At 72.5% G+C, this 24,020-nt stretch carries 17 protein-coding genes and 1 pseudogene; 11 read left to right on the top strand and 7 right to left on the bottom strand.

The features are described from left to right. The first annotated feature begins 398 nt into the window (after positions 1-398). The 3 genes from OG568_RS32580 (at position 399) to OG568_RS32570 (ending at position 2,932) form a co-directional block, all read left to right on the top strand. Positions 399-1,334 carry a GNAT family N-acetyltransferase gene (locus tag OG568_RS32580; protein ID WP_329534126.1) on the top strand — a complete coding sequence of 312 codons (936 nt, stop codon included), beginning with the start codon at positions 399-401 and terminating at the stop codon, positions 1,332-1,334. Between the two features lie 156 nt (positions 1,335-1,490). After that, positions 1,491-1,799: a DUF1876 domain-containing protein gene (locus tag OG568_RS32575; protein ID WP_329534125.1), complete on the top strand. Its 309-nt coding sequence runs from the start codon at positions 1,491-1,493 to the stop codon at positions 1,797-1,799. 182 nt (positions 1,800-1,981) lie between these two features. Continuing rightward, positions 1,982-2,932 (top strand): nucleoside hydrolase, encoded by a 951-nt coding sequence (locus tag OG568_RS32570; protein WP_329534124.1) that lies wholly within the window; start codon positions 1,982-1,984, stop codon positions 2,930-2,932. A 12-nt stretch (positions 2,933-2,944) separates the two neighbouring features. On the opposite strand, the gene OG568_RS32565 is transcribed toward OG568_RS32570, so the two are convergent. Both OG568_RS32565 and OG568_RS32560 read right to left on the bottom strand, forming a co-directional pair. Continuing rightward, positions 2,945-5,437: an ABC transporter permease gene (locus OG568_RS32565; RefSeq protein WP_329534123.1), complete on the bottom strand. Its 2,493-nt coding sequence runs from the start codon at positions 5,435-5,437 to the stop codon at positions 2,945-2,947. Next, positions 5,431-6,168 carry an ABC transporter ATP-binding protein gene (locus OG568_RS32560; protein WP_329534122.1) on the bottom strand — a complete coding sequence of 246 codons (738 nt, stop codon included), beginning with the start codon at positions 6,166-6,168 and terminating at the stop codon, positions 5,431-5,433. The genes OG568_RS32565 and OG568_RS32560 overlap by 7 nt, the downstream gene beginning before the upstream one ends. Positions 6,169-6,365: 197 nt before the next feature. On the opposite strand from OG568_RS32560, the gene OG568_RS32555 reads away from it, so the two are divergent. After that, positions 6,366-7,631, top strand: a complete 1,266-nt coding sequence (locus tag OG568_RS32555) for a sensor histidine kinase (protein ID WP_329536521.1) — start codon at positions 6,366-6,368, stop codon at positions 7,629-7,631. Beyond that, positions 7,604-8,263 (top strand): response regulator transcription factor, encoded by a 660-nt coding sequence (locus tag OG568_RS32550; RefSeq protein WP_329534121.1) that lies wholly within the window; start codon positions 7,604-7,606, stop codon positions 8,261-8,263. The genes OG568_RS32555 and OG568_RS32550 overlap by 28 nt, the downstream gene beginning before the upstream one ends. Positions 8,264-8,307: 44 nt before the next feature. Here the strand turns inward: OG568_RS32550 and OG568_RS32545 are convergent, their stop codons facing one another. Both OG568_RS32545 and OG568_RS32540 read right to left on the bottom strand, forming a co-directional pair. Then, entirely contained in the window at positions 8,308-8,934 is a 627-nt protein-coding gene (locus OG568_RS32545; RefSeq protein WP_329534120.1) for an arsenate reductase/protein-tyrosine-phosphatase family protein, read from the bottom strand. Next, positions 8,931-10,385, bottom strand: a complete 1,455-nt coding sequence (locus OG568_RS32540) for a polysaccharide biosynthesis tyrosine autokinase (protein ID WP_329534119.1) — start codon at positions 10,383-10,385, stop codon at positions 8,931-8,933. Before OG568_RS32540 ends, OG568_RS32545 begins: the two co-directional genes overlap by 4 nt. Positions 10,386-10,683: 298 nt before the next feature. Between OG568_RS32540 and OG568_RS32535 the strand changes: the two genes are divergently transcribed. The 5 genes from OG568_RS32535 to OG568_RS32515 all read left to right on the top strand — a co-directional run bounded on the left by OG568_RS32535 (position 10,684) and on the right by OG568_RS32515 (position 17,083). Then, complete coding sequence (locus tag OG568_RS32535; RefSeq protein ID WP_329534118.1) at positions 10,684-11,232, top strand: hypothetical protein; 549 nt, start codon at positions 10,684-10,686, stop codon at positions 11,230-11,232. Further along, on the top strand, positions 11,229-13,115 hold the full coding sequence (locus OG568_RS32530; RefSeq protein WP_329534117.1) for a DUF4012 domain-containing protein: 1,887 nt from the start codon (positions 11,229-11,231) through the stop codon (positions 13,113-13,115). The genes OG568_RS32535 and OG568_RS32530 overlap by 4 nt, the downstream gene beginning before the upstream one ends. After that, on the top strand, positions 13,108-13,941 hold the full coding sequence (locus OG568_RS32525; protein ID WP_329534116.1) for a glutaminyl-peptide cyclotransferase: 834 nt from the start codon (positions 13,108-13,110) through the stop codon (positions 13,939-13,941). The genes OG568_RS32530 and OG568_RS32525 overlap by 8 nt, the downstream gene beginning before the upstream one ends. Before the next feature lie 289 nt (positions 13,942-14,230). Further along, positions 14,231-15,688, top strand: a complete 1,458-nt coding sequence (locus OG568_RS32520) for a sugar transferase (RefSeq protein ID WP_329534115.1) — start codon at positions 14,231-14,233, stop codon at positions 15,686-15,688. A 132-nt stretch (positions 15,689-15,820) separates the two neighbouring features. Continuing rightward, complete coding sequence (locus OG568_RS32515; RefSeq protein WP_329534114.1) at positions 15,821-17,083, top strand: hypothetical protein; 1,263 nt, start codon at positions 15,821-15,823, stop codon at positions 17,081-17,083. Here the strand turns inward: OG568_RS32515 and asnB are convergent. Both asnB and OG568_RS32505 read right to left on the bottom strand, forming a co-directional pair. After that, positions 17,059-18,975, bottom strand: a complete 1,917-nt coding sequence (gene asnB, locus OG568_RS32510) for an asparagine synthase (glutamine-hydrolyzing) (RefSeq protein WP_329534113.1) — start codon at positions 18,973-18,975, stop codon at positions 17,059-17,061. The genes OG568_RS32515 and asnB overlap by 25 nt on opposite strands. Then, a complete protein-coding gene (locus OG568_RS32505) occupies positions 18,975-21,272 on the bottom strand; it encodes a bi-domain-containing oxidoreductase (protein ID WP_329534112.1) in 2,298 nt (765 codons plus the stop codon). Before OG568_RS32505 ends, asnB begins: the two co-directional genes overlap by 1 nt. A 263-nt stretch (positions 21,273-21,535) precedes the next feature. Here OG568_RS32505 and wecB point away from each other — a divergent pair, with 263 nt between their 5' ends. After that, on the top strand, positions 21,536-22,864 hold the full coding sequence (gene wecB / locus OG568_RS32500) for a non-hydrolyzing UDP-N-acetylglucosamine 2-epimerase (RefSeq protein WP_443077800.1): 1,329 nt from the start codon (positions 21,536-21,538) through the stop codon (positions 22,862-22,864). On the opposite strand, the pseudogene wecC reads toward wecB, so the two are convergent. Beyond that, positions 22,766-23,944 (bottom strand): annotated as a pseudogene (gene wecC / locus OG568_RS32495) (UDP-N-acetyl-D-mannosamine dehydrogenase); the annotation flags it as partial. The gene wecB and the pseudogene wecC sit on opposite strands and share 99 nt — an antisense overlap. Positions 23,945-24,020 lie beyond the last annotated feature (76 nt).

The raw sequence follows: 24,020 nt of genomic DNA, 5'->3' as shown, positions 1-24,020 counted from the left end.
CCTTGACGCCCTGGGCCGCGACTGCTCGGTTCTGCCTGGGTCGATGGCGGACGGGATGGGAGCTCCCCGCGCACGCCACACTCGGCCGGCACTCGCGAACGGCGCCGGTCACAGCGATCCGGGATTCACGCTCCGCGTGTACACGCACCTGATGCCGAGCAGCGAGACCCGGACCCGGAAAGCCATCCCGACAGGCGGTGCGGGACGAGGACTGGGGCGACGTGTGGACGGTGATGCGCACCCTCGCCGAGCGCCACGGAGCCGAGAACGTCCGCCTCGTCGTCTGGTTCGTCTGGTTCGACTGGTTCGACAACTGAGACCACGTGACACTCGCCCCGGTCGGCTCTGGTCGAAAAAAGACGTGGTCCCGTACGGCCCCACGGTGTGACCATGATCGGATGCTTTTTCGCGCTGCCACCGCAGACCCCGCAGACCTCGACCGCGCCGCCGCCTACCCGGCCGACGGTCCCGTCCCCGCCCTGACCGCGGAAAAGATCCGGGAGGAGCTCGCGAGCAACCAGTTCCGCCCCGAGTGGATCTGGTTCGCCGAGGACGAGAACGGGGAGATCCTGGCTCGCGCCCTGTGGTGGGGCCGTGCCGACAGCGCGCGGCCGATCGCACTCGACTGCCTCCAGGTACGCTCCGGCGTCGTCGACCCGGTCGCCATCGCCTCCGGGCTGCTGGCCGCCGGCCATGCCGCCTTCGGGACTCTACCCGTTTACAACATCTCGCTGCCCCGCGACTGGCGGAGCGACCCCGTGCTGGTCGACGCGGTGGCCTGGCGCAGGGAGGCGGCGCGCAGGTCCGGACTGAGCAGCGAGATCGAGCGTCTGCGGTACGAGTGGACACCGGCCGCCGAGGTCCCCGCGCCCGCGGGGAAGCTGATCTTCCGGGAGGGTACGGACGAGGAGTTCCTCGACGCGTTCATCCGGCTGTCGGCCGGGAGCCTGGATCAGCACACACGGAACGAGCTCCGCTCGATGGACGCCGAGCAATTGGCCCGCGAGGACATCGAGTTCTACCTCGACTGTCCCGGTGAGCGCTCCTGGTGGCGCCTCGCCGAACTCCCGGACGGAACTCTGGCGGGCCTGGCCATCCCTTCCGCGACCCCCTACCACCGAAACGTCGGCTACCTGGGTGTCGTCCCGGAACAGCGCGGACAGGGCCTGATCGACGAAGTCCTCGCCGAGATCACCAGGTTCCACGCGAGCGAGGGCGCCGACCGCGTCACCGCCACGACGGACACCGTCAACGTTCCGATGGCCGCCGCCTTCGACCGCGCGGGCTATGAGGTGACGGAGATCCGCCTGATCCTGGAAACCCCACCGCGGTGAGCCGACAACCTCGTTTCCGGCGCGGTTCGTGGTCTTTCCGTCACTCCTTGTCGATGTCGGCCGTCATCCCGTGCGGAGTCGGGCGAAGAAGCACACTCTGGTAGTAGGGGCCGAGGCCCGTACCGGGGGCTGGGGCCCGCCTCGGAGGTGATCGCAATGACACAGACGACACAGTCGCAACCGGCCGCGGCGCGCGGAATGACCGCCGTCGGCTGGCACGTCGAGATCGAGTTCGAGGAGGACGACCACCGCACCCGCGCCGCCGCTCTCCTTCGGCTCCCCGACGGGAACGAGGTACGCGCCCACGGGTACGCCAGCCGCCACCCCTCCGACTCCAATCAGCCGAGAGTCGGCGAGGAGGTCGCGGGCGCGCGGGCGCTCAACGAACTGGCGATGAAGCTGTTGACCAAGGCGCACGACGAGATCGACGAGGCATCGGGGAGGACCTCGCATCCGCTGAGGTGAGCCTGAGCGAATGAGGTGAGCCTGCGTGAATGAGGCGAGCCTGCGTGAATGAGGCGAGCCTGCGTGAAAGGGGCGGGGTGGGGCCGACAGGGGTGGCGTGTGGCCGACAAGGGCAGGGTGGGCTTGGCGCACGCTGTTTCCAGTGATCCGGTCCGCATCCCGTCCCACCCCGAAGGACGCCCATGCCCAAGAAGATCATCATCGACTGCGACCCCGGGCTCGACGACGCCATCGCCATCCTGCTCGCGGCGGGGAACCCCGACGTCGAGATCGTCGCCGTCACGACCGTCGCCGGCAACCAGACCATCGAGAAGGTCACCCTGAACGCCCGCCAGGTGTGCACCCTGGCGGGCCTGCACGGCATACCGGTCGCGGCCGGTGCCGCCGGTCCCCTCGTCCGCGACCAGACCCTCGCCGCCGAGATCCACGGCGACACCGGGATGGACGGCCCCGCCTTCATCCCCCCGGCCATGGAGGCCGACCCCCGGCACGCCGTCGATCTGATCATCGAGACGGTCCTCGCCCACCCCGGTGAGATCACCCTCGTCCCGACCGCACCCCTGACCAACATCGCGCTGGCGCTGCGCCGGGAACCCCGTATCGCCGCACTGGTCGAGGAGGTCGTCCTGATGGGCGGGTCGTACACCCGCGGCAACGTCACACCGGCGGCCGAGTTCAACATCCACGCCGACCCCGAGGCGGCCGCGGTCGTCTTCTCGGCGGGCTGGCCCCTGACCATGGTCGGCCTCGACCTGACCGCCCAGGCCACCGCCACACCGCAACTGCTGGCCCGTATCGGGGCGTTGGGCACGCCCGTGTCCCGGTTCGTCGTCGACCTCCTCGACCACTACAACGCCACCGTCGGCAAGGTGCACGGCGCGACGGCCACGATCCACGACGCGTGCGCGGTCGGCCGGGCCATCGACCCGAGCCTGATGGAGGTCACACCGGCCCATGTCGAGGTCGAGCTACGGGGTACGGCGACCTACGGCATGACGGTCACCGACTTCCGCGGCGGCTCCGGGCCGGCGAACACCTCCGTGGCGACGAAGCTGCACACCGAGCGTCTGTGGGACCTGCTCATCAGCTCGCTGGAAACCATCGCCGCGACCACCGCACGGACGACCACCTAGCGCCACTGGGATTCACTCCCGGACGCCCGCCAGTTCCACCGCTCGGCGCCTCAGAGCGAGTGCGGCGGGGATGACGGACGAGACGACGGCCAGCACCGCGCAGGCGCCGACGACCGCACCGATGGCCGTCCACGGGATCTCGATCGTGGTCGGGGCCGACAGCAGACCCAGGGCGCTCCACATGCCCGACAGGTTGACCCCCGCGACGAGGAGTCCCAGTACTCCACCGACCGTGACGACCGTCAGTGCCTCCGCACCCACCAGCCGGAGCACCTGCCATCGGGTGGCTCCGGCCAGGCGCAGCACGGCCAGGTCGCGCACCCGGTCGGAGGTCGCCATGACCATGGTGTTGGCCAGGGAGATACCGGTGTAGAGGAGGGCGATGCCCAGGACCAGCAGGAGGCCGAGCCGGGTCGTCCGGTTCGTCTCGGGGTAACTCGCCTGCACCCACTGGTCCTTGGTGAGGACCTGTCCGCCCGAGGTACGCACCGCCGCACGCAGCCCCGCGGCCACGGCGCGCGCGTCGGCACCGGCGGCGAGGGCGACGTCGACCCGGTCGACGGTCGCGCCCGGGGCGTTGCGCGGAGTGACGTACACGCCGTTGTTTCCGGTGCCCGTGGTCATCACCGCGGCGATCCGCAGCGACTTCCTCGTGCCGTCGCCGAGCCACACCCGCACCCGCTGCCCCACGGTGTGACGCTGCCATTCCCGGTTGACGATGATCGAGTCGTCGTCGAGGTCGCTCGTCCTCCCGGCCTCGAGCGGCAGCCGGGTGGTGGCGGCGAGCGGTCCGGGATCCGCCGCGCGTGCCTCGGACTCGACCAGTGACACGCCGTCCTCCAGAACGTGGACGGCGCTCGACGAGGTCGCGGACACCTTCGCGCCGGACACCTGGCGCAGCCCGCGCAGTGTCGCCGCGTCGAAGCCCGCGCCGTTCGCCGGGGTGACGACGAAGTCGGCGGACGTCTGCCGGCGCGTCTCGTCGGCCTTCGCCTCGTTCAGGGTCGCGGTGGCGCCCAGCAGCGAGCCGGTCAGGGCGACGGTGACCAGGACCGGCGCCGCGATCGCGGCGGTGCGGCGCACACCGGCGGCGGCGTTCTCCCGGACCAACATGCCGCCGGCGCCGGGGAGTTGGGCCGGAAACCAGGCGATCAGCCGGGTCAGCGGGCGCACCACGACCGGCGCGAGCAGGGCGACCGCGGTGATCAGCAGCATCGGCCGGCTCACATAGGTCTTCCGGTGCAGCAGTTCGCCCGGGTCAGCGACGAGGGCCAGGACGAGCGTCACGGCGGCGGTCGCCAGCAGGGCCAGGCCGGACAGCCGGCGGCCCGTGGTCATCGTCCGGGTGTCCACACAGGCCTCGCCCAGCGCCTGGACGGGGGCCGTGCGGCCCGCCCGCCAGGAGGCGGCGACCACGCCGCACAGCGCGACGAGCAGGCCTGTCCAGAACGCCAAGTGGTACGGCCAGGTGGCGTCGCCGATGGTGAACCAGCTCGGTGCGAGTCCGCCGTCGACCATCCGTGCGGCCAGCCGTGGCGCACCGTACGCGCCGAGCACGCATCCGGTGGCCGAGGCGAGCACGCCCACCACCAGGGCTTCGGCGAAGACCATTCGGCGGAGCTGTCCCGGGGTCGCCCCGGCCGTGCGCAGCAGCCCGAACTCCCGGCGCCGCTGGGCGACCGCGAAGGCGAAGGTGGACGCCACCACGAAGACCGAGACGAAGCCGGTGACACCGCCGGCCGTGCCGAACAGGGCGTTCATCGCGGTGAGCGCCTCGCTGTCCCGGTCCGGGTCGGCGTCGGCGTAACGGCGCGCGTCACCGGTGAGGACCCGGACGCCCGTACCGGCGCGTACCGCCTCGCGCACGGCCGCCGCGTCGGCGTCCACGACGAGCTGGACGCTGCCGGTCGACAGCGCGGCGGCGCGCTCGTCGACGTAGAAGACGGCGTTCTCGAAGCCACGTCCGGCGGCGAGGCCACCGACCCGTTCTGTGCGGACCACCCGTACGGTGCCGACCACCCGTACCGTGCCGTGATCGGTCCGTACGCGCTCCCCCGGCTTCGCCCAGCCGCCGCTGAGGACGACCTCGTCGGCCGCCCGGGGCGCGCGTCCCGCGTCGATCTCGTACGGGGCGAAGGCCGCGGTGGACCAGGGGTGGCCCACCAGGTCGCCGGGGCCGCCCCGGGCCCGTACGGCGAACGACCGGTCCTCGACGACCGTGCCGAGCTTCCTCAGTTTCGCGACGGTCCCGGCGGGCACGGCACGCGGCTGGGCGAGCTTGTCCACCCGGACGCCGATCGAGGTGGGCACGCGCAGGGTGTCCGCTCCCCTGACCACGACCGGCGCGGCGGCGAACCGTTCGGGTTTCCCGGCGGGCGCGTTGAGCGACGAGGCGAGGGCCAGTCCCATCACCGCGATCAGCGCGACGCCCAGCGAGAGTGCGACGAACGTGCCGGCGAAGGTGACCCAGCGGGTGCGCAGGGTGCGCAGGGCGACGCTCAGCACGGCAGGGCCTCCAGTTTGGTCATGCGCGCGGCGATGTCCTCGGCACCGGCACCGGCCACCTCACCGTCGACCCGTCCGTCGACGAGGAAGACCACGCGGTCGGCGTACGCGGCGGCCACCGGATCGTGCGTGACCATGATGATCGTCTGGCGCCCGCCGTCGACCATGCCGCGCAGCAGGCTCAGTACCTCACGGCCGGTCCGCGAGTCGAGGGCACCTGTCGGCTCGTCGCCGAAGAGCACCTCGGGGCGGGTGATCAGGGCGCGGGCCAGGGCGACGCGTTGCTGCTGGCCTCCGGACAGCTCCGTCGGCCGGTGCCCCGCCCGGTCGCCCAGGCCGACCTGTTCGAGCACCTCGCGCACCCGGGCCCGGGCGGGGCGGCGGCCCGCGAGCCGCAGGGGCAGCGCCACGTTCTGCTCGGCGGTCAGGGACGGCAGCAGGTTGAACGCCTGGAAGACGAAGCCGATGCGTTCTCGTCGCAAGAGGGTCAGCCTGGTCTCGCTCAGCTTCGTCAGATCGGTCCCGCCCACGGTGACCGACCCCGACGTGGGGCGGTCCAGCCCGGCCGCGCACTGCAGCAGGGTCGACTTGCCCGAGCCGGAGGGGCCCATGACGGCGGTGAACGTTCCCTCGGCGAAGGCGAGCGAGACCTCGTCGAGTGCCGTCACCACACCGTCGCCCGCCCCGTACCGCCTGCTGACGGAGTGCAACTGGATCGCGTCGATGTTCATGGCTTCACGAAACCGTGTGGAGGCACCGCGGCGCGGTACGGCGGAAGCGAGACTTGGGGTAGGGCCAGGCATACCTCCGATCCGCCCCCTGCCCCGATGGCACCGCCCGGGGCCGCCCTTCTACGGTGACGCCCATGCATCCCCGGCAACGGCCCACGAACCCTCCGCCCGCGCACCCCCGGAATGTCTGGCAGGCCCTGCCCAGGCCGGACTTCCTGCTGTCGTCGTGGCCGTGGCGTTCGGCCGGGTACCTGCTCACCGGCGTCCTGACCGGCGTCGTCGCCCTGGTGGGCATCGTGATCACGGCGGCCGCGGGCGGCATCCTCGCCCTCGTGCTCGTGGGGCTTCCGCTGCTGGTCCTCGCGGCCCTCTCCGGCATCCCGGTGACCTGGGTGGAGCGGCACAGGCTCCGCCTGATCGACCGGGACCCCGCCCCCGACCGGCATCGGGTGCCCGAGACAGGGGGCCTGTGGTGCTGGCTGACGACGCGGATGAGGGAGCCGGTGACATGGCGGGAGTTGGGGTACGCCCTGCTCTTCGCGGGGCTGCTGTGGCCGGTCGACGCGCTCGCGATCACGGTCGCCCTGCTCGCCCCGCTGTCCATGGCCGCGACCCCGCTGCTGATGGCCACGGCCGGCGACGACCGGGAGACCAAGGTGCTCAAGCAGTGGACGGTCACCACCTGGCCGACGGCCTTCGCCGCCGCTGTGCTGGGGCTCGTCCTCCTCGCGCTGGGTGCCTATGTCCTGGGGGTCGCGGCCGGTGCCCGGGCGGAACTGACGCGTGTGCTGATCGCGCCGCGCGAGGGCGATTTGGGCGCGAAGGTCGCGGAACTGGCGCGTTCACGCGTCCGGTTGGTGGACGCCTTCGAGGCGGAGCGGCGGCGCATCGAGCGCGATCTCCACGACGGGGCCCAGCAGCGCCTGGTGGCCCTGACGATGACGCTCGGACTGGCCCGTCTGGACGCGCCGCCCGGGCCACTGGCCGACCAACTCGCCACGGCCCACGAGGAGGCGGGCAGGGCACTCGCGGAGCTGCGCGAACTCATCCACGGCATCCACCCCAAGGTCCTCACGGACTACGGCCTCCAAGCGGCGGTCGCGGACGCCGCGGACCGCTCCACGGTCCCGGTCGACACCGACGGCCTGGAACTGCCCGGACGGCTGCCCCAGGCGGTCGAGGCCGCCGCGTACTTCGTGGTCTGCGAGGCCCTCGCCAACGTCGCCAGGCACAGTGGGGCGAGCCGCGCGGTGGTGAGCGGTGAGCACCGTGACGGGCGTCTGTTCCTGCAGGTGCGCGACGACGGCCACGGGGGCGCGGACGCCGCGGCCGGCAGCGGGCTGACCGGACTCGCGGACCGGGTGTCGGTGCTCGATGGCAGACTCTCCTTGTCCAGTCCGCGGGGCGGACCGACCCTGTTGCGTGTGGAGTTTCCTTGCGAACGGACCGATCTCTCCGCGTAGTTCTGGCCGAGGACAGCGTGCTCCTGCGGGAGGGCCTCGTCGGCCTGCTCACCCGCTGCGGCCACGAGGTGGTCGCGGCCGTCGGGGACGCCCCGGCTCTGGTCGCCGCGGTCGAGGAGCACGCACCCGACATCGTCGTGACGGACGTCCGTATGCCCCCGGCGTTCCAGGACGAGGGGCTGCACGCGGCGGTGCGGCTGCGCGAGAAGCGGCCCGCGCTGCCCGTCCTGGTGCTCAGCCAGTACGTCCAGCGGACGTACGCCTCGGAACTGCTGGACACCGGCGACGGATCGGGGATCGGCTATCTGCTGAAGGACCGGGTGGGACAGGTCGAGGAGTTCGTGGACGCCCTGTGCGAGGTCGCGGACGGCGGTACGGTCGTCGACCCCGAAGTCGTACGACAACTGCTGCGCCGGCGCCGCGACCCGCTGGAGCGGCTCACCCCGCGCGAAGGTGAGGTCCTGGCGCTGATCGCGGAGGGCAGGTCGAACGGCGCGATCGCCCGCGAACTGGTGGTCTCCGAGGCGGCCGTGGGCAAGCACATCGGCAGCATCCTCGCCAAGTTGGACCTGCCTCCGGCCGACGCGACCCATCGCAGGGTGCTGGCGGTCCTGGCCTATCTGCGCGGGTGACGCGGGCGGAGCATCCTCGGAGTCCTTCCGCACGGGCCTTCGGCTCACCGGCCCGCTCCGCCGTCCAGCAACCGGGCGAGCGCGCTCACCGCCCCGTCGATCTCGCGGGCGCACCCGTACAGCACGGCGTGGGGCCTCCCCCACGGGTCCGGGATCTCGTCCTCGGCCGGCGGGACCGGGGGGACGGCGCCCCGACGGCCGACCGCGGCCGCGACCACGAGGTCGAAACCGTCCACGGCCCGGGGGACTTGGCCATCCGGTACGCCGCCGTGCGTGGTCGCCGTACCTTCCCCGCCCGCTTCCCCTCCCCGTACCGCGTCGGCTCCCCCCACAGCGAGACGTACGAACTCCTTCAGGGTGAAGCAGCGCCGCAGCGCCGTCGGCGCGAGCCGTACGGCCGCCTCCCGGTGTTCGTGCGCGAGCCCGAGAACCAGCGCCGCTCCCGCGACGAGCCGCGCGGTGAGCGGGCGGGCCGCGAAGCCGGAACCGTCACCGCCCATGTCCTCCAGCACCGCCCTGGTGGAGGCCTCCATGCCGGACCAGGGCCGTGCGTGCGTTCCGGCGCTCTCCGGCCGTACGGCCGAGCCGGGCGGAAGCCTCGCGGCCAGCAGCCGCTCGGCGAGCACCGAGCGGTGCACGTTGCCCGTGCAGACGAACAGGACCCGGGTCATTTCCCGCCCGCGAGACGTGTCGCCGCGGCGGTCTCCTTCCGGGGGTCCGACACACGAGGGGCGGGCAGCTCGCCGTACGACCCGTAGGTGCCGTAGCGATCGCCCCGGGGCACCGGAGCCATGTTGAAGACGGTGCCGAGGACGCGGACACTCACGCGGTCCAGCGATTCCGCGGCGGTGCGGACCCGTTCCCGGCTGGTCTTCGAGGCTCGGACGACGAGCAGCGCGCCCTGGGCGAAGGAGGCGAGTCCGAGGGTGTCGGCGACCGGCAGCAGCGGCGCGGTGTCGACGATCACGACCTCGTAGGTGTCCGCCAGTTGGCGCAGTACCTCTTCCATGCGCGCCGAGCCGAGCAGCTCCGTGGGGTTCGGCGGTACGGCGCCGCTGGCGAGAACCGAGAGCCGGCCGCCGGCCTGCTGCATCACGTCCTCGACGCGGGCCTGTCCGATGAGCACGGTGGTCAGACCGGCGTCCTGGACGAGACCGAAGGCCGAGGCCACACATGGTCGGCGCAGGTCGCCGTCCACGAGGCAGGTGGACAGACCTGCTTCGGCGAGCGAGAGGGCGAGGTTCACCGCGGTGTTGGTCTTGCCCTCACCAGGCACCGAACTTGTCACCGCGATGATCCGGGGCACCTCGTCGACCTGCGAGAACTGCAGGTTGGTGCGCAACTTGCGGAAGGCCTCGGCACGGGGGGAGTGCCCGTCGGCGCTGACGAGCGGTTGCCTGGGGACGTTCCTGTCGTACGGGATGGTGCCGAGACCCGGCAGCGTGGTGAACTCGGCCAGCGCCTCGCTGGTCTTGAAGGTGGTGTCGAGCGTCTCACGCAGGGCGACGAGTCCGGCACCGAGCAGCAGGCCGCCGAGCACTCCCGCGGCCAGGTTCAGCAGCGGGCGGGGTGAGACCGGACCGACGGGGGCGACTGCTTCCTGGGTGACGCCCAGGGAGACGGGCGAGACACCGTCGCCCGTGAGGCGGCTCTTTCCCGACCGCTCCGAGCCGGGCGTGCGCTTGGGCGCCTCCAGTCGCTCGACGACCGCGCTGAACCGCTGCGCCACGGCGTTGGCGATGAGCGCCGCGCGCCTGGGCTCGGTGTCCCGGACGGTGATGTCGATGAGCACGGTGTTGAGCGGGGCGACGGCGGTGATCCGCGATGCCAGTTCCTCCGGAGTGGTGCGCAGTCGCAGTTCCTCCACCACGGGCCGGGTCACCTGACGGGTGGTCACGATCGCGGCGTACGACTGGACGCGCGCCTGCGAGAAGCTCTGCCCCTGGTTCAGCTGGGCGGTGTCGTCGCCGGTGCGGGTGGCGACGAAGAGCTGGGTCCTGGCCTCGTAGACGGGTGTGCTCAAGCCCGTCGCGGCGAGCGCCGCCCCGGTCGCGACAACGAGACAGACCACGACGGTCGGCCAGCGTCCGGCAAGAGCCTTCAGGAATCCGTGGAGATCCAAGCTGCACCCCTCATGGGACCGAGGGAACCACCCGAAATGGAATGTTCTGTTCCCTATGTACGCAGCCGACGATAGGGACTCGCGCGCGCCAACCGGGGGAGCCACCCCCTGTGTCGGCCCGCCGAACGTGGGCCGTCGGGAACCTAGCGCTCCACCATCCGGTGGCTTCTGGCCGTCGTCACGCCAGTCGGTGCATATATATCCCATTTATTCCATGTATCTAGGTATTGGTACCCATACCTTGCTCACGGCCGACGCTGCGGCTTGGCCCGGACTGAAGTCGAGGAGAGTGAAGAAGATGACGACATCGCCCGGATGGCGGGCTGCTCTGGCATCGGCGGCATCGGCGGCCGTGCTCGTCGCGGCACCGCTCGTGGGGGCGCAGACCGCCCATGCGCAGTACCCGCCACCGCCCCCGAACCTCACCCTCAGCCGCACCACGGTGCCCGCCGGAGGTGCACTGACCTTCGTCGGCACCGGTTTCGCCGCCAGGCAGGAGGTCACCGCCTCGCTGTTCTCGCAAGAAGTCGTCCTGGGCAGGTACAGGGCGACCAGGACAGGAGTCGTCACAGGCAAGGTGACCATCCCCAGGCGCACCACGCTGGGCAGCCACACGCTCAAACTGACCGCCCGCCACCCCAACCTGACGCTTTCCGTCGGCATCAGCGTGCCGGGCAGGCTCGGCCTGCCCGGCAGCGAACCCGGCGGCTCGGGGCACCCCCATCACCGCGCGAACCTTGCGGAAACAGGCAGTGAAAAGGCCCTGGCGCTGGGCGGCACCGCGGCGGGGCTGGTCGCGGCGGGCGGAGGCACGATGCTGGCCGTGCGCCGTCGCCGCAGTTCATGACGGAGCAGGACACCGGCACGGCGGAACCACGGCATCCCGGCCCCGGCCGAGGCGCCTTCCGCATGCGCGGGCCCGGCCGCTCCCGTGAGGGGGCACCGGGCCGCCGTCGTCTGCTCAGGAACACCCTGCTGGCCGCCGCGGCGCTTCCCCTGGCCGGCGCCGTCTGGATCGGTGTCACCGGGCTGCTCGCCCGTTCGGAGCTGATCGCGGCCGGGCGGGACCTCGACGCGCTGCGGCAGTCGGTGGCGCCCGTGCCCGGCGCCGCCTCCGATGCCGTGCCCGCGTCCGCCCGGGAACGGGAACAGGAGGTGCGTTCCGCCGCCGCCCACGCCGCTCGGGCCCATCGCCTCACCACCGGCCCGGCCTGGTACCCCGCGGCCACGCTGCCCTTCCTCGGCGGCCCGGTCAGGATCGCGCGCGGGGCCGCGTACGCAGCCGACCGGCTGGCCGGCGATGTGCTGTCCCCGATGGTGCGAGCCCTGCCGGCGCCCACGCCGGACAGCCGCGGTGACGGCATGTCCGAGGCCCTCATGACCCTGCAGAAGCACGCGCCGGAAGTCGTCCGGGCCGCCCGCGCCGCGACCGAGGTGCAGGCCGATGTGGACGGGCTGCCCCGGTCCACCTGGCTGCCGGCGGCCGACCGGGCCCGGGCCGGGCTCGCACGGCAGATCGACCGCCTCGGCCCGGTGATGACCGACGCCTCCCTGGCGGCCCGCGTCCTGCCGCCCATGCTCGGCGCCCAAGGGGAACGGCGTTATTTCCTCGCGTTCCAGAACATCGCCGAGGCGCGTGGTACCGGGGGCGTTCCGGGGGCTTTCGCGGTGCTGTCGGCCGACCGGGGTCATCTGTCCTTCGAGCGGTTCGGCAACAACACCGAGATGGCCACGGCGAAGACGGACCTCGACCTGGGAGCCGACTTCGCGGCCCGGTACCGGGGCAGCGAGCCCACCCGCGTCTGGGCCAACTCCAACATGAGCCCGCACTTCCCCTACGCGGCCCGCATCTGGGCCGCGGCGTGGCGCGAACACACCGGCGAGCGCGTGGACGGTGTGTTCGCCGTCGACCCCACCACGTTGAGCCGTTTCCTGCGCGTCACCGGCCCGGCCCGCATGGTGGGCGGCATCGAGCTCACCGCCGACAACGTCGTGGACCTCACCGAACGGGCCAGCTACGCCATGTACGACGACGTCGCCCGGCGCAAGGCGTTCTTCGTCGAGGCGGCCCGCGCCGCCGCCGGACCCCTGATCACCGCGACCGACGACATGCGCCGGCTGCCCGCCCTGCTCGTCGCCCTGAACGACGCCCAGCGGGACGGACGGCTGAAGGTGTGGAGCGCGCACGCGGCGGAGCAACGCCTCATCGAGTCGCGCCCCTACTCGGGCACGCTCCCGGAGACTCCCGGTCCCTTCGCGGGGCTGGTGGTGAACAACGCGGCCGGCTCCAAACTGGACTACTACCTCGACCGGAACCTGGTCTGGGAGGCGAGCGGCTGCTCCAGCGGCGACCGCCCGGTCACCGTCACCGTGACCCTGGCCAACCGGGCCCCGGTCTCCGGGCTGCCCGGTTACGTCACGCTGCGGGAGGACTCCCCGCCCTACCGCACCCGGCCGGGTGACAACCGGCTCCTGGTGTCGTACTACGCGGGCGTCGGCGCCACCCTGACCGACGCCACCCTGGACGGCCGCCCGACGGAGGTCGCGCCCGGCGTCGAACGCGGCCACTCCGTGTACACGCTGGACCTGGAGCTGCCCGCCCGCTCCCGCCGCACGCTGGTGCTGCACCTGCTGGAGCCGCACGCGGACCGCGCCCCGGTCCTCCTGCCGCAGAACCTGGTGACACCCCTGCGAGCCACGCTGAAACCGGACGGTTCCTGCCATGTCTGAGCGCTCGCGCCGTACGGGGGCGGCCGTGCTCGTGGGTGCGCTGCTGCTCGCGTCGTGCGCGACGGGAGAGCGCGCCCCGGACGATCCGGCAGACGGGGCCGCGCATGGGCGGCGGGTCGCCGCGCACCGGGTCGAGCACCTGCGGGTCAAGGTGCTCAAGACCTTTCCGCACGACCCGCGGGCGTTCACCCAGGGACTCGAGATGGCCGGCGACACGCTCTACGAAGGCACCGGCATCTCCGGCCGGTCCTCGGTTCGAGCGGGGCCTTTGGGCAGGAAGCCCACGGTCCGCACGACCCTGCCCGCACCCTTGTTCGGCGAGGGCGTCACCGTGCTCGGCCGAACGCTGTGGCAGCTCACCTGGCGGAACCGGACCGCCATCGAGCGCGACGCCAGGACGCTCGCGGAGCTGCGCCGCGTCCCGTACCAGGACGACGGCTGGGGCGTGTGCTTCGATCGGGCCCGGCATCGGCTGGTGACCAGCGACGGCTCGTCACGGCTGACGTTCCGTGACCCCAGGACGCTCACGAAGACGGGCGAGGTCGCCGTGACCGAAGAGGGCCGGCCGGTGACGGAGCTGAACGAGCTGGAGTGCGTCGGTGCCGCCGTGTATGCGAACGTGCTCTTCACCGACCGGATCGTGCGCATCGATCCCGCCTCCGGAGCGGTCACGGCGAGCATCGACGCCTCGGGCCTGCTGCGCGACGACGAACTCGTCCCGGGGTCCACGCTGAACGGCATCACGGCGGTCCCCGGCACCCGTCAGTTCCTGATCACCGGGAAGTTCTGGCCCAGAATGTTCCGTGTCGCGCTGTCCCCGACCTGACTCCCCGGCCTGACGGACGGGCGGCCCCGCACACCTTTTCCGCGCCCTCCCGACGCCCTTTCCATGCCCTCCCGACTCCCTGTTCCGTACCCTCCCGGGGACCTCTCGCCCCCGGCCCGGCGTCCGCATATGCACGAGGCAAGGCGCTCTGCTCATCGGGTGAGAATTGCCCACAGCCCAGCGTCGCGGCCCGCTGTTCACCGGGCAGCCCTTCACACTCGAATAGTCCTTTTTTGATGCGCTTGGAGGGCGAATGTGGCTGTTCGGGGAGACGATGCCCCACGTACCAGTGGCAAGACCTGGGCAAGCACAGGTCATCCGGGAACAGCCGCCGATCGGCCGCCGCACCGGCAAGCCCGTCTGGTACGCGCCGGCCGCCGTCATCGGCGACATGACCTGCGCCGCCGTGCCGGTGTATCTGGCCTTCGCGCTGGCCGGCGGCACGCATGCCACGGCCTACGCGATGGTGGCGGCCGCGGCATGGCTTCTCGTGCGCGGCGCACGGGACCGCTACAGCGGGCGCCGTCTCGGTGAACGCGACAACATCGGCCCCGCGCTGCGGGACTGGCCGGTGCTGGTCGGCCTGCTCGCCGTGGTGCGGGCGGCGACGGGCGAGGAGTCCCCGTTCCTCCTCGCGCTGGCCGCCCTGGTGCCCTGCGCCCCGATGAGCGCCGCCGTACAGAATCTGATCCACCGTCACCTGGTCGCGCGACGCCGCGCCGGCCGGGCCGTCCGCAGGGCCCTGGTGATCGGGGAGGCGAACGCTGTCGACGGTCTGGTGAGCCACCTCGCGAAGCGGACCGACCACGAGTTCGTCGTCGTCGGGGTGTGCCCGATCGGCGACGAGGACCCGCACGCACTGGCCCCGGTCGCCACCCGTATCGGCCGACAGGCACCGCCACGCCCGTCGGCCGACTCCGCCCCGGTGCTGGAGGCGGCCCGGCGGCTCTACGCGGACGTGGTCCTCGTCGTGCCGGGACCGTACATGAACGGAACGCGCCTGCGGCGGCTGTCGTGGGCCCTGCACGGCGAGGAGTGCCCGCTCGTGGTCGTACCGGGTCTGGCCGAGGTCGCCGGGCGCCGGGTGGGCGTCCTCTCCGTGGCCGGGCTCACCATGCTGGCCGTGGCCCCGCCCCTGCGGCGGGGGCTCGCGACGCTGTTCAAGTCGGTGACGGACCGGCTGGGCGCGGCGCTGCTGATCGCGCTGCTCGCCCCGGTGTTCGTGGCGCTGGCCCTCGCCGTACGGATGGACTCCCCCGGTCCCGCCGTGCATCGGCAGACGCGCATCGGACGCGGCGGAAAACCGTTCACCATGGCCAAGTTCCGCACCATGGTCGCCGACGCGGAGCGGCTGAGGTATCAGCTGACCGGGACCAACGAGCAGGACGGCCGCATGTTCAAGATCCGCCGTGATCCGCGGATCACCCGCGTCGGACGGGTGCTGCGCCGCTGCTCCCTGGACGAACTGCCCCAGCTGTTCAACGTGGTGCAGGGACACATGTCCCTGGTCGGTCCGCGACCCCCGCTGCCCGACGAGGCCGCCGGTTACGACGAGGTGGAGCGGCGCCGGCTGGCCGTCAAGCCGGGGCTCACCGGCCTGTGGCAGGTCAGCGGCCGCTCCGACCTCTCCTGGGACGAGACGGTCGCCCTGGACCTCAGGTACGTGGACAACTGGTCCCCGTCGGGGGACCTCGGGGTGCTGTGCCGGACGGTGGGGGCCGTCGTGGCGGGCAGGGGCGCCTACTGAGCGGCTGCCCGCCCCGCCACCACACCCGACAGCACGCCCGACACCACACCTGACAGCACACCTGACAGCACCGACGACATCCACTGACGTCCACGGACATCCACCAGCACCGGCGATCCTCCTGGAGGGCCCATGCCGACCGGAACCCCCACCGACCACTCACCCCGGGACCGTTTCGGCCCGGACCGCCGCGCCCCGGGCCTCCCCGGCTCGCCCAACGAGGCCACGGACGTACTCGCCCTGGCGGACCGGCTCTTCCGGTGGGCCGACGCCCGCGACTGGGCGGGCCCGGACCCGTACGACGGGCTGACCGGCCCGCTGGGACGGCTGGCCGTGCACCGTGTGCTTCGGCAGGCGCTCCTGCAGACCGTCAAACGCAGCCGGATCGACCTGCGTCCGGTCCTGGGCATTCAGCCGCTGCGCACCGCGACGGCCGTCGGCACCGCGGCCGGCGCCTGCGCCAGGCTCTCGGCCTCCCCCGTGTGGCGGGAGCGCGCCCTGCGACTGGGCCGGTCGGCGGCCGCCGAGCAGCTCTCCGGGCGCCACGCCGGGCTGTGGCGCTACGAGTTCGACGTGCAGACCCGCTGGGCGTACTACCCCGCCTCCGTCCCGAACCTCGTGGCCACCACCTTCTGCGCGGACGGCTGTCTGGACACCGGGACGCTCGACGACGAGGCGGTACGGTCCCTTGCGCGCGGGCTCCTGGAACACCTGTACAACGGCGAGTTCTTCACCTACACACCGGCCAGTGACGTCCTCGTCCACAACGCCAACCTCATGGGTGCCGCGCTCGCCGCCCGCCTGGCCCACACCGGGACGCTGCCCGCCGCGCTGGCGAACCGCCTGACCGACGCCGCCCACGGTGCCGTCGAGGTGAGCCTGGACGGGCAGCGCCCCGACGGCTCGTGGCCCTACGGACGGGGCCCACGGCTGGGCTGGGTGGACGGCTTCCACACGGGGTACGTGCTGCTGCGCCTCGAACAGGCGGGAACGCTGCTCGGCGTCGACGTCCGACGCCCCCTCGAACGGGGAGTGGCCCACTACCTGCGGCACCTGTTCGACGGCCCCCTGCCCCGCTACTTCGCGGACGGCCGGAGCAGACGGGACCCGAACAACGACGCGACCGCGGTACGGATGACGGCGTGGGCGACCCAGCACGGCTTCGTCCGGGCCGGCTTCTCCCGGGCCGTACTGGCCGCCGTCGTGCATCGCTACCCCGGTCTCGGCACGGACACCCGGGCAGGCGGCTCCCCGCGCAACAGGTCCCTGTGGGAGTCGCCCCGGTGGAGCGCCGCTCCCCTCCTGGACGCGCTGACCGCCCTCCACGCCGTCCTGCCGGGCGGCCCGCACCCCGCCGCCCCGGCCGCCGCTCAGCCGACGACGGCCGCCTCGTAACCCGACAGGACGTCCGCGGTCCGCCCCGCGCCTCCCGCCCCTCCCGTCGCGTTTCGCTCCCACCACACGGCCGCGCAGAACAGCCCGAACACGGCGAGCCCCCGGTCGCGTCGGCCCCGGACATGTGCGGCGACGAGGCGGTCGGCGGTCCGCCGGTCGAAGACGTCGTCGAACAGCGGGGAGCGCCGTACCTCGGCCCACAGACGGCCACCGTGTTCACGCAGCAGCGATCGCACCGGCGCCCCGAACCCCGTCTTGGGGCGCCTGGCGACGAACTCCGGCACACCGGACGCCACCGCCGCCGCGCGGAAGCGCGCCTTGCCGTCGCCCAGCCGCAACTGCTCCTCCACGACGGCGCCGAGGGCGGCGGCCACCACCGGCTCCCCCAGGAACGGCACCCGCAGCTCGACGCTCGCCCGCATCGACGCACGGTCGCCGTACAGCAGGTTCAGCCCCGGCAGAAACAAGCGCCGGTCGCACTCCGCCAGCGCGGAGAGCGGCGTCCCGCCCGCGTCCAGCACGCCGCCCGCCACCTCACGATGCCGCTCGGTGACCGCCTCCAGTCCGACGAGCGGCGACAGCGCCGCCCACTCCCGCCCCGAGTAGTACGCCTGAGACGCCCACGACCAGTCGCGGGGGCCGAGCTGGAGCAGCCGCCCGAACTTGTCCGCACGGCCCCGGTAGCGCCGGGGGCCGGGGACCACGGTGGTGGCGCCGAGGGCGGGGCGTGCCCACGCGGGAAGCCGTTGCAGCAGCAGCACGGCCTGGTAGCGCTCATAGCCGAGGAACAGTTCCTCGACGCCGAGCCCCGACAGCAGCACGGTCGCCTCACCGCACGCGGCACGGGAGAGCTGCATGAGGGTGACGGCGGCCGGGTCCCCGAACGGGAGCTCCATGGTGGTGACCAGCTCCGGGATCCGGCGCAGCACATCGACGTCCAGATCGACCCACGTCAACGGCAGGCCCAGCCGTCGGGCGACCCGGGCGGCGTAGGGGGCGTCGTCCTCGAACGGCTCCGAGGTGGTCGCCGTGGTGCGCGCCCTGGCGGCGAAGGCGGGTCCGGCGAAGCCCTGTCTGCTCATCTCCACACCCAGCCAGGTGCTGTCCAGCCCTCCGCTCAGCAACAGCCCGACCGTCACGTCCGCGCGCACCTGCCGGGCGACCGACGCGCGGACCGCGGCACCGATGTCCTCGGCGGGCACCGCGGCACCGGCCCGCCACCAGGGTGACGCCGTGTCATAGACGGGAGCGCGCCGGGACAGCACCGTCCCGGCCGGTACGGCACGCACGCGCTGCCAGCCGGTCCGCGGCGGCGGCGTCCACAGGAACATGGCGCCCTGCGCCACCGCGACCGGGTCGGCGCCGCCGGTCAGTCCGGCGGCGCGCAGCGGTTCGATCTCACTGGCGAGCGCGACCATGCGGCCCGCCGCGTCCACCGCCACGTACAGCGGTTTGACGCCCAGTCGGTCACGCCCGTAGCGCAGCTCGCCGTCGGGCAGGAGGAGGGCGAAGGCGAACATGCCGTCCACCTGGTCGAGCAGGCGCGGTGCGTCCGGCTGCAGCAGCAGTTCGTAGAGGACCTCGGTGTCGCCCTCGGTCGTGAACGTCACCTGCCGCTTCCGCAGCACCTCGCGCAGGTGTGCGGCGTTGTAGATCTCGCCGTTGTAGACCAGCACGCCCCGCTTCGGGGAGCCGAAGGGCTGGTCGCTCCTCGGATCGAGGTCCACGACAGCCAGGCGGCGGAAGTGCAGCGCCGCGTGCCAGCTGCCACCGCCGAGGTCCAGGTGTCCGCTCGCGTCGGGGCCGCGGTGCGCGAGCGCCGCGCACGGGTCCCCCTGCGACGGCGGCAGCTGGCGCGCGGCGTGGTTCAGCAGGACGACGAAGCCGCACATCAGCGCGCCGCCGCGGTCGAGGGGGAACCACCGGCCGGGTGGGCGGCCTGCCCACCCGGTTTCGGTACGGTGCCCACAGCGCCGGGACCGGGCTGCGGACATCCCAGTGCCCTGGCCAGAGCCGGTGTGCGGGGGGCGGTCGCCACGACGTCGTCCTCCGTGAGCGAGCGGACCGCGCGGCAGGCGACGAGGGAACTCCACAGCGCCGAGGCGAAGTCGGCGGCGGCGGTGGTCTCCTTGCCGAGGGACTCGCCCCGGACGAGGCGGACGAGGGCGTGCATCTCGGCCGCGTGCCCCTTCGGCCCGCCTCGGTACTTCGTCGTGACCGCCCGGCCGTCCTTCCACACGGTGAGCGAGCGGAAGTCGTCGATCCTGGCCGCCACCCGGTCGGTGGCCACTTCCAGGAGTTCCTTGGGAGCGCCGGGCGGCGTCAGCCCCCCGTACACGATGGAGGCGGCCGACCCGTCGTCGTAGGTGATCTGGAGGGTGAAGCTCTGGGCGGCGGCCGGGTCCCGCGTATCCACGCCGACCGTCCGCACGTCGACCGGCCTGCCGGGGATCAGGAAGCCCGCGGTATCGATGAAGTGGCACACCTCGCCGAGCAGTCGGCCACCCTGTCGGGGGTCGAAGTACCAGTGCCCGGCCGGGAGGCGGCCCGCGAACACGCGGTGGACGACCTGGAGCGGCGCGCCGGCGGGGAGCACGGCGCGAAGGTCCCGCACCGAGGGGGCGAACCGCCGGTTGAACCCCGCCATCGCCGGGGCGCCGGAGATGAGCCACGCGTCCGCGACGTCCTCCAGCTCCGTCTCCGTCAGGCCCAGCGGTTTCTCGCAGTACAGGGCGGCACCTCCGCGCAGCACCCGCGCCGCGTACTGGCCGTGGCTGTCATGGCGGCTGAGCACCATCACGCAGTCCGCGTCGCCCGAGGCGAGGCCGCTGTCGACGCTCTCGGCCACGGCGCGAAAACCCCACCGCCGGCCCTGGTGCGCGGCGGACAGCCCCCGTCCGCCGGCGACCCACGAGAACGCGACGCCGGGTTCCCGTTCCAGCTCGGGGAAGAGCGTCCTCGTGGCGAAGTTGCCCGCGCCGATCGCCGCGAGCCGCAAGGTGCCGCGGGGGGCGGTCCAGGTGTGGGAGCCCGCCTCCGGAGCCGGCCGGGACGGGAGCTGCGCGGTCGCGGAGTAGCGCAGCAGCAGGGCGACGCTGCGTCCGGCGGGCGACGGCTTCAGCGCCTCGTACGCGCCGGCGGCGTCCTCGACGGGGAAGACCCGCGGTTGGAGCCGGGCGAAGTCCACCGCGCCCGTCGCCAGGAGCCGCAGCACCTCGGCGAGGTTGCGCCGTTCCGTCCATGGGACATAGCCCTCCGGGTACGGGTGGCCGTCCTCTTCGAAGCGGGCGTCGTACCGGCCGGGGCCATAGGACCGCGCATAACGGATCGTCAGTTCCTTGTGGTAGTACGACGACCGCGGCGGTGCGACGTTGACGTCACCGACGACCACCACGGTGGCGCGGTCACGGGCGAGGAGGCCGGCGAACTCGACGGGGTCGGAGCTGGACGTGGCGGCGGTGATGAGCACCGCGTCCGCGTCGGCGCCCGCCCAGTGCCGGGAGACGGCGCCGGGCAGGCCGTCCGCCTCCCGCGGGAAGGCCACGAGACCCGCCGACGCGGCGAGCGCCACCATGGCGGGGTCGGGATCGATGCCCACCCCGTCGTATCCGTAGGCGCGCAGCAGTTGGAGCGTGATCTGGCCGACCAGGCCGAGGCCGATGACGGCGATCCGTGAGCCCGGCACCACCTCGGCCTGGTGGATGCCCTGAAGCGCGATCGCGCCGACCGTGGCGAAGGCGGCCCATTGGGTGTCCACGCCGTCCGGCACGGGGACGACGAGGTTGCGGGGCACGGCGACGATCTCCGCGTGCGACGCGTAGCGGGCCCCGGCGGCGGCCACCCGCATCCCGGGGCGGATGTCGTCGACGCCCTCGCCCGTCCGCAGGACCGTGCCCGCGCAGGAGTACCCGAGCTGCACCGGACGGTCCAGGCGGTCCTGGACCGTCCGGTAGGTCTCCATGAGGCCCGTTCGCTTCACGCTGTCGAGCACCTGCGCCACCTGCTCGGGCCGCTGCCGCGCCTTGCCGAGCAGGCTCTGCGCGCCGGTCGAGACGGTGGCCCGTTCCGTACCCGCGCTGATGAGCGACCAGTCGTTGCGGATCACCACCACACCGGCGGCTGCTTCGGGGGCGGGAATTTCTCCCACCGTGATGGCGCCGGTGCGCGGGGACAGGAGGACTGTTTTCATTTCCTGCCTTTACGGGGAGGGATCGCGGCCCAGCGCACTGTAGGGAGGGCAAATCACCGGCACATGCGCTTCTCCCGCCGAACGGACCAGACGGACGAACATCTCCATACGGCCGGGTGAACATGCCACCGGCATGATGGGCGTTGTCGCGCAATACCGATTCCCTGGTGCCCGGCGAGCGCTTCTTTCGCTCCGGGGAACCACGGCCACCGGTGGGTACCGCCCCGGCAACGGTCGGGTGCCCGCTCGGAAGGAGAATTCGAGTGAAGCGACTGATGGTCGTCTACGGAACGAGACCGGAGGCCATCAAAATGGCCCCGGTCATCGAGGCACTCCACCGGTCCCCGATATTCCGGCCGACGGTGACCGTGACCGCCCAGCACCGCGGTCTGCTCGACCAGGTCCACGCGTTGTTCGGCGTCCGAGCCGACCACGATCTGGACATCCTCAGCGAGCGCCAGTCCCTCGCCGACATCACCGTGCGTGTCCTCGACGGGCTGTGTCCGCTGCTGCGGCGGGAGCGCCCGGAGGCGGTGCTGGTCCAGGGGGACACCACGACCGCGTTCGCCGGGGCCCTCGCCGCCTTCTACAGCCAGGTCCCCGTGGTCCACCTGGAGGCGGGACTGCGCACCGGCGACCGGTACTCGCCCTTCCCCGAGGAGATCAACCGCCGGCTCGCGACCCAGCTGGCATCCCTGCATCTGGCGCCCACCCCTCACGCGCGGGACAACCTGCTGCGGGACGGCGTCCCCCCGTCGTCCGTCGTGGTCACCGGGAACACGGTCATCGACGCCCTGCTCTGGGCGGTCGGGCGCAAGGCGCACTACGGGGACCCGGCCCTGGCCGACCTCGACGACACGGCCCGCCGGGTCTTACTGGTGACGGCCCATCGCCGGGAGTCGTGGGGAGGCGGAATGGAGTCCATCGGCGGTGCCCTCGCCGATCTGGCGCGTGCCGAGCCCGACCTCCTCATCGTGCTCCCGCTGCACCCCAATCCGGTCGTACGGGCGGCGATCCTGCCCCAGGTCGCCCACATCGGCAGCATCCGCCTGACGGAACCGCTGGCCTACGGGGCGTTCGCCCGGCTGATGAACCGTGCGCACATCATCCTGACCGACAGCGGGGGCGTCCAGGAGGAGGGGCCGGGCCTCGGCAAGCCCGTGCTGGTCATACGGGACACCACGGAGCGTCCGGAGGCCCTCCGGGCCGGAACCAGCCGCCTGGTGGGAACCGACCGCGAGCACATCGTGAAGCAGGTGCGGCTGCTGCTGCACGACCGTGGGGCCTACGCGGCCATGGCGAAGGCGGTGAACCCGTACGGCGACGGGCGCGCCGCGGACCGTACCGTACGGGCGATCGGGCACTGGATGGGCCTGTGTGGGCGCCCCGCGGAGTTCGGCGACGCGCCAAACTCCGCGGGTGACCTGGCGTCAGCTCCAGATGCCGCGGGTGTCGAAGACGGCCTTGCCGCGCAGCGCGGTGCGTTTGACACCGCGGAAGGCATCGTGGTCCACGAGCAGTACGACGACATCGGCGTCCCGCACCGCGGTGGTGACGTCGACGAGTTCGGCCACGCCCGTTCGCGCCAGTGACTCCGGTAGTTCCCTGATGTGCGGTTCCGCGACCAGCAGCCGGCCCAGCTGACGCTCGGCCAGCTGTGTGACGATGTGCAGGGCGGGGCTCTCCCGGAGGTCGTCGATGTTCGCCTTGAAGGCCAGACCGAGGCAGGCGATCACCGGGTCCTTGAACCGGCCGGCCGTCCGGACGACCTCGCCGAGCACATAGTCGGGCCGCTCGTCGTTGACCTCGCGGGCGAGTCGGATGAGACGCGACTGCCGGGGCGCGGTACCGACGATGAACCAGGGATCAATGGCGATGCAGTGCCCGCCGACGCCCGGCCCCGGGCGCAGGATGTCGACCCGCGGGTGGCGGTTGGCCAGGGCGATGACGTCGCCCGCGTCGATGCCGAGGTGGTCGCAGACCATGGACAGTTCGTTCGCGAAGGCGATGTTGACGTCTCGGAACGCGTTCTCGCTGAGCTTCGCCATCTCCGCCGTGGTGGCGTCGGTGAGCAGGCACTCCCCCTTGGTGAACACCTCGTAGAGCGTGCGCGCCCGGTCGGCGCAGCCTTCGCCCACGCCGCCGACGACACGGTCGTTCGTCACGATCTCGATCATCGTCCGGCCCGGCAGGACGCGTTCGGGGCAGTGGGCGACCCGCACGTCGGGCGCGTCGCCCCCGTCGTGCGGGAAGGTCAGGTCGGGCCGATGCTTGCCCAGCCACCGGGACAGTTCAACGGTGGTGCCGGGTGGCGAGGTCGACTCGAGGATGACGAGGTCACCGGCTTTGAGCACCTCGGCCACCGAGGCCGCGGCGCCGCGCACGTACGACAGGTCCGCCGTGCGGTCCTCCTGGAGCGGGGTGGGGACGGCGATGATGAAGGCGTCGGCGGGCTCGGGCGCGCCGGTCGCCCGCAGCCGGCCCATGGCCACGGCCCCACTGACGGCCACCGCCAGATCCGGTTCGACGAAGGGGGCACGGCCGGCGTTGATGAGTTCGACGGTGACGGGGTTGACGTCGACACCGACGACGTCGATGCCGTGGGTGGCGAGGGCGGCGGCGGTGGGGAGGCCGATATAGCCGAGGCCGACGACGCAGACAGTGGAGAACACGAGGGGGGGAATCCTCTCCGTAATTCCTGGGCGTGCCGCAGGTGAAGGTGGCCGAGGGTTTTTCACGGGGAAACGA

It is taken from the genome of Streptomyces sp. NBC_01450, assembly GCF_036227505.1.
GTDB lineage: Bacteria > Actinomycetota > Actinomycetes > Streptomycetales > Streptomycetaceae > Streptomyces.
This window is presented reverse-complemented; position numbering and strand designations above follow the sequence as displayed.

Coding starts and splice junctions, on each gene's coding strand:
- OG568_RS32535 (WP_329534118.1), top strand. CDS start 10,684: ATGACGACATCGCCCGGATGGCGGGCTGCTCTGGCATCGGCGGCATCG.
- asnB (WP_329534113.1), bottom strand. CDS start 18,975: ATGTGCGGCTTCGTCGTCCTGCTGAACCACGCCGCGCGCCAGCTGCCG.
- OG568_RS32545 (WP_329534120.1), bottom strand. CDS start 8,934: ATGACCCGGGTCCTGTTCGTCTGCACGGGCAACGTGCACCGCTCGGTG.
- OG568_RS32505 (WP_329534112.1), bottom strand. CDS start 21,272: ATGAAAACAGTCCTCCTGTCCCCGCGCACCGGCGCCATCACGGTGGGA.
- OG568_RS32575 (WP_329534125.1), top strand. CDS start 1,491: ATGACACAGACGACACAGTCGCAACCGGCCGCGGCGCGCGGAATGACC.
- OG568_RS32515 (WP_329534114.1), top strand. CDS start 15,821: ATGCCGACCGGAACCCCCACCGACCACTCACCCCGGGACCGTTTCGGC.
- OG568_RS32570 (WP_329534124.1), top strand. CDS start 1,982: ATGCCCAAGAAGATCATCATCGACTGCGACCCCGGGCTCGACGACGCC.
- OG568_RS32580 (WP_329534126.1), top strand. CDS start 399: ATGCTTTTTCGCGCTGCCACCGCAGACCCCGCAGACCTCGACCGCGCC.
- OG568_RS32525 (WP_329534116.1), top strand. CDS start 13,108: ATGTCTGAGCGCTCGCGCCGTACGGGGGCGGCCGTGCTCGTGGGTGCG.
- OG568_RS32560 (WP_329534122.1), bottom strand. CDS start 6,168: ATGAACATCGACGCGATCCAGTTGCACTCCGTCAGCAGGCGGTACGGG.
- OG568_RS32530 (WP_329534117.1), top strand. CDS start 11,229: ATGACGGAGCAGGACACCGGCACGGCGGAACCACGGCATCCCGGCCCC.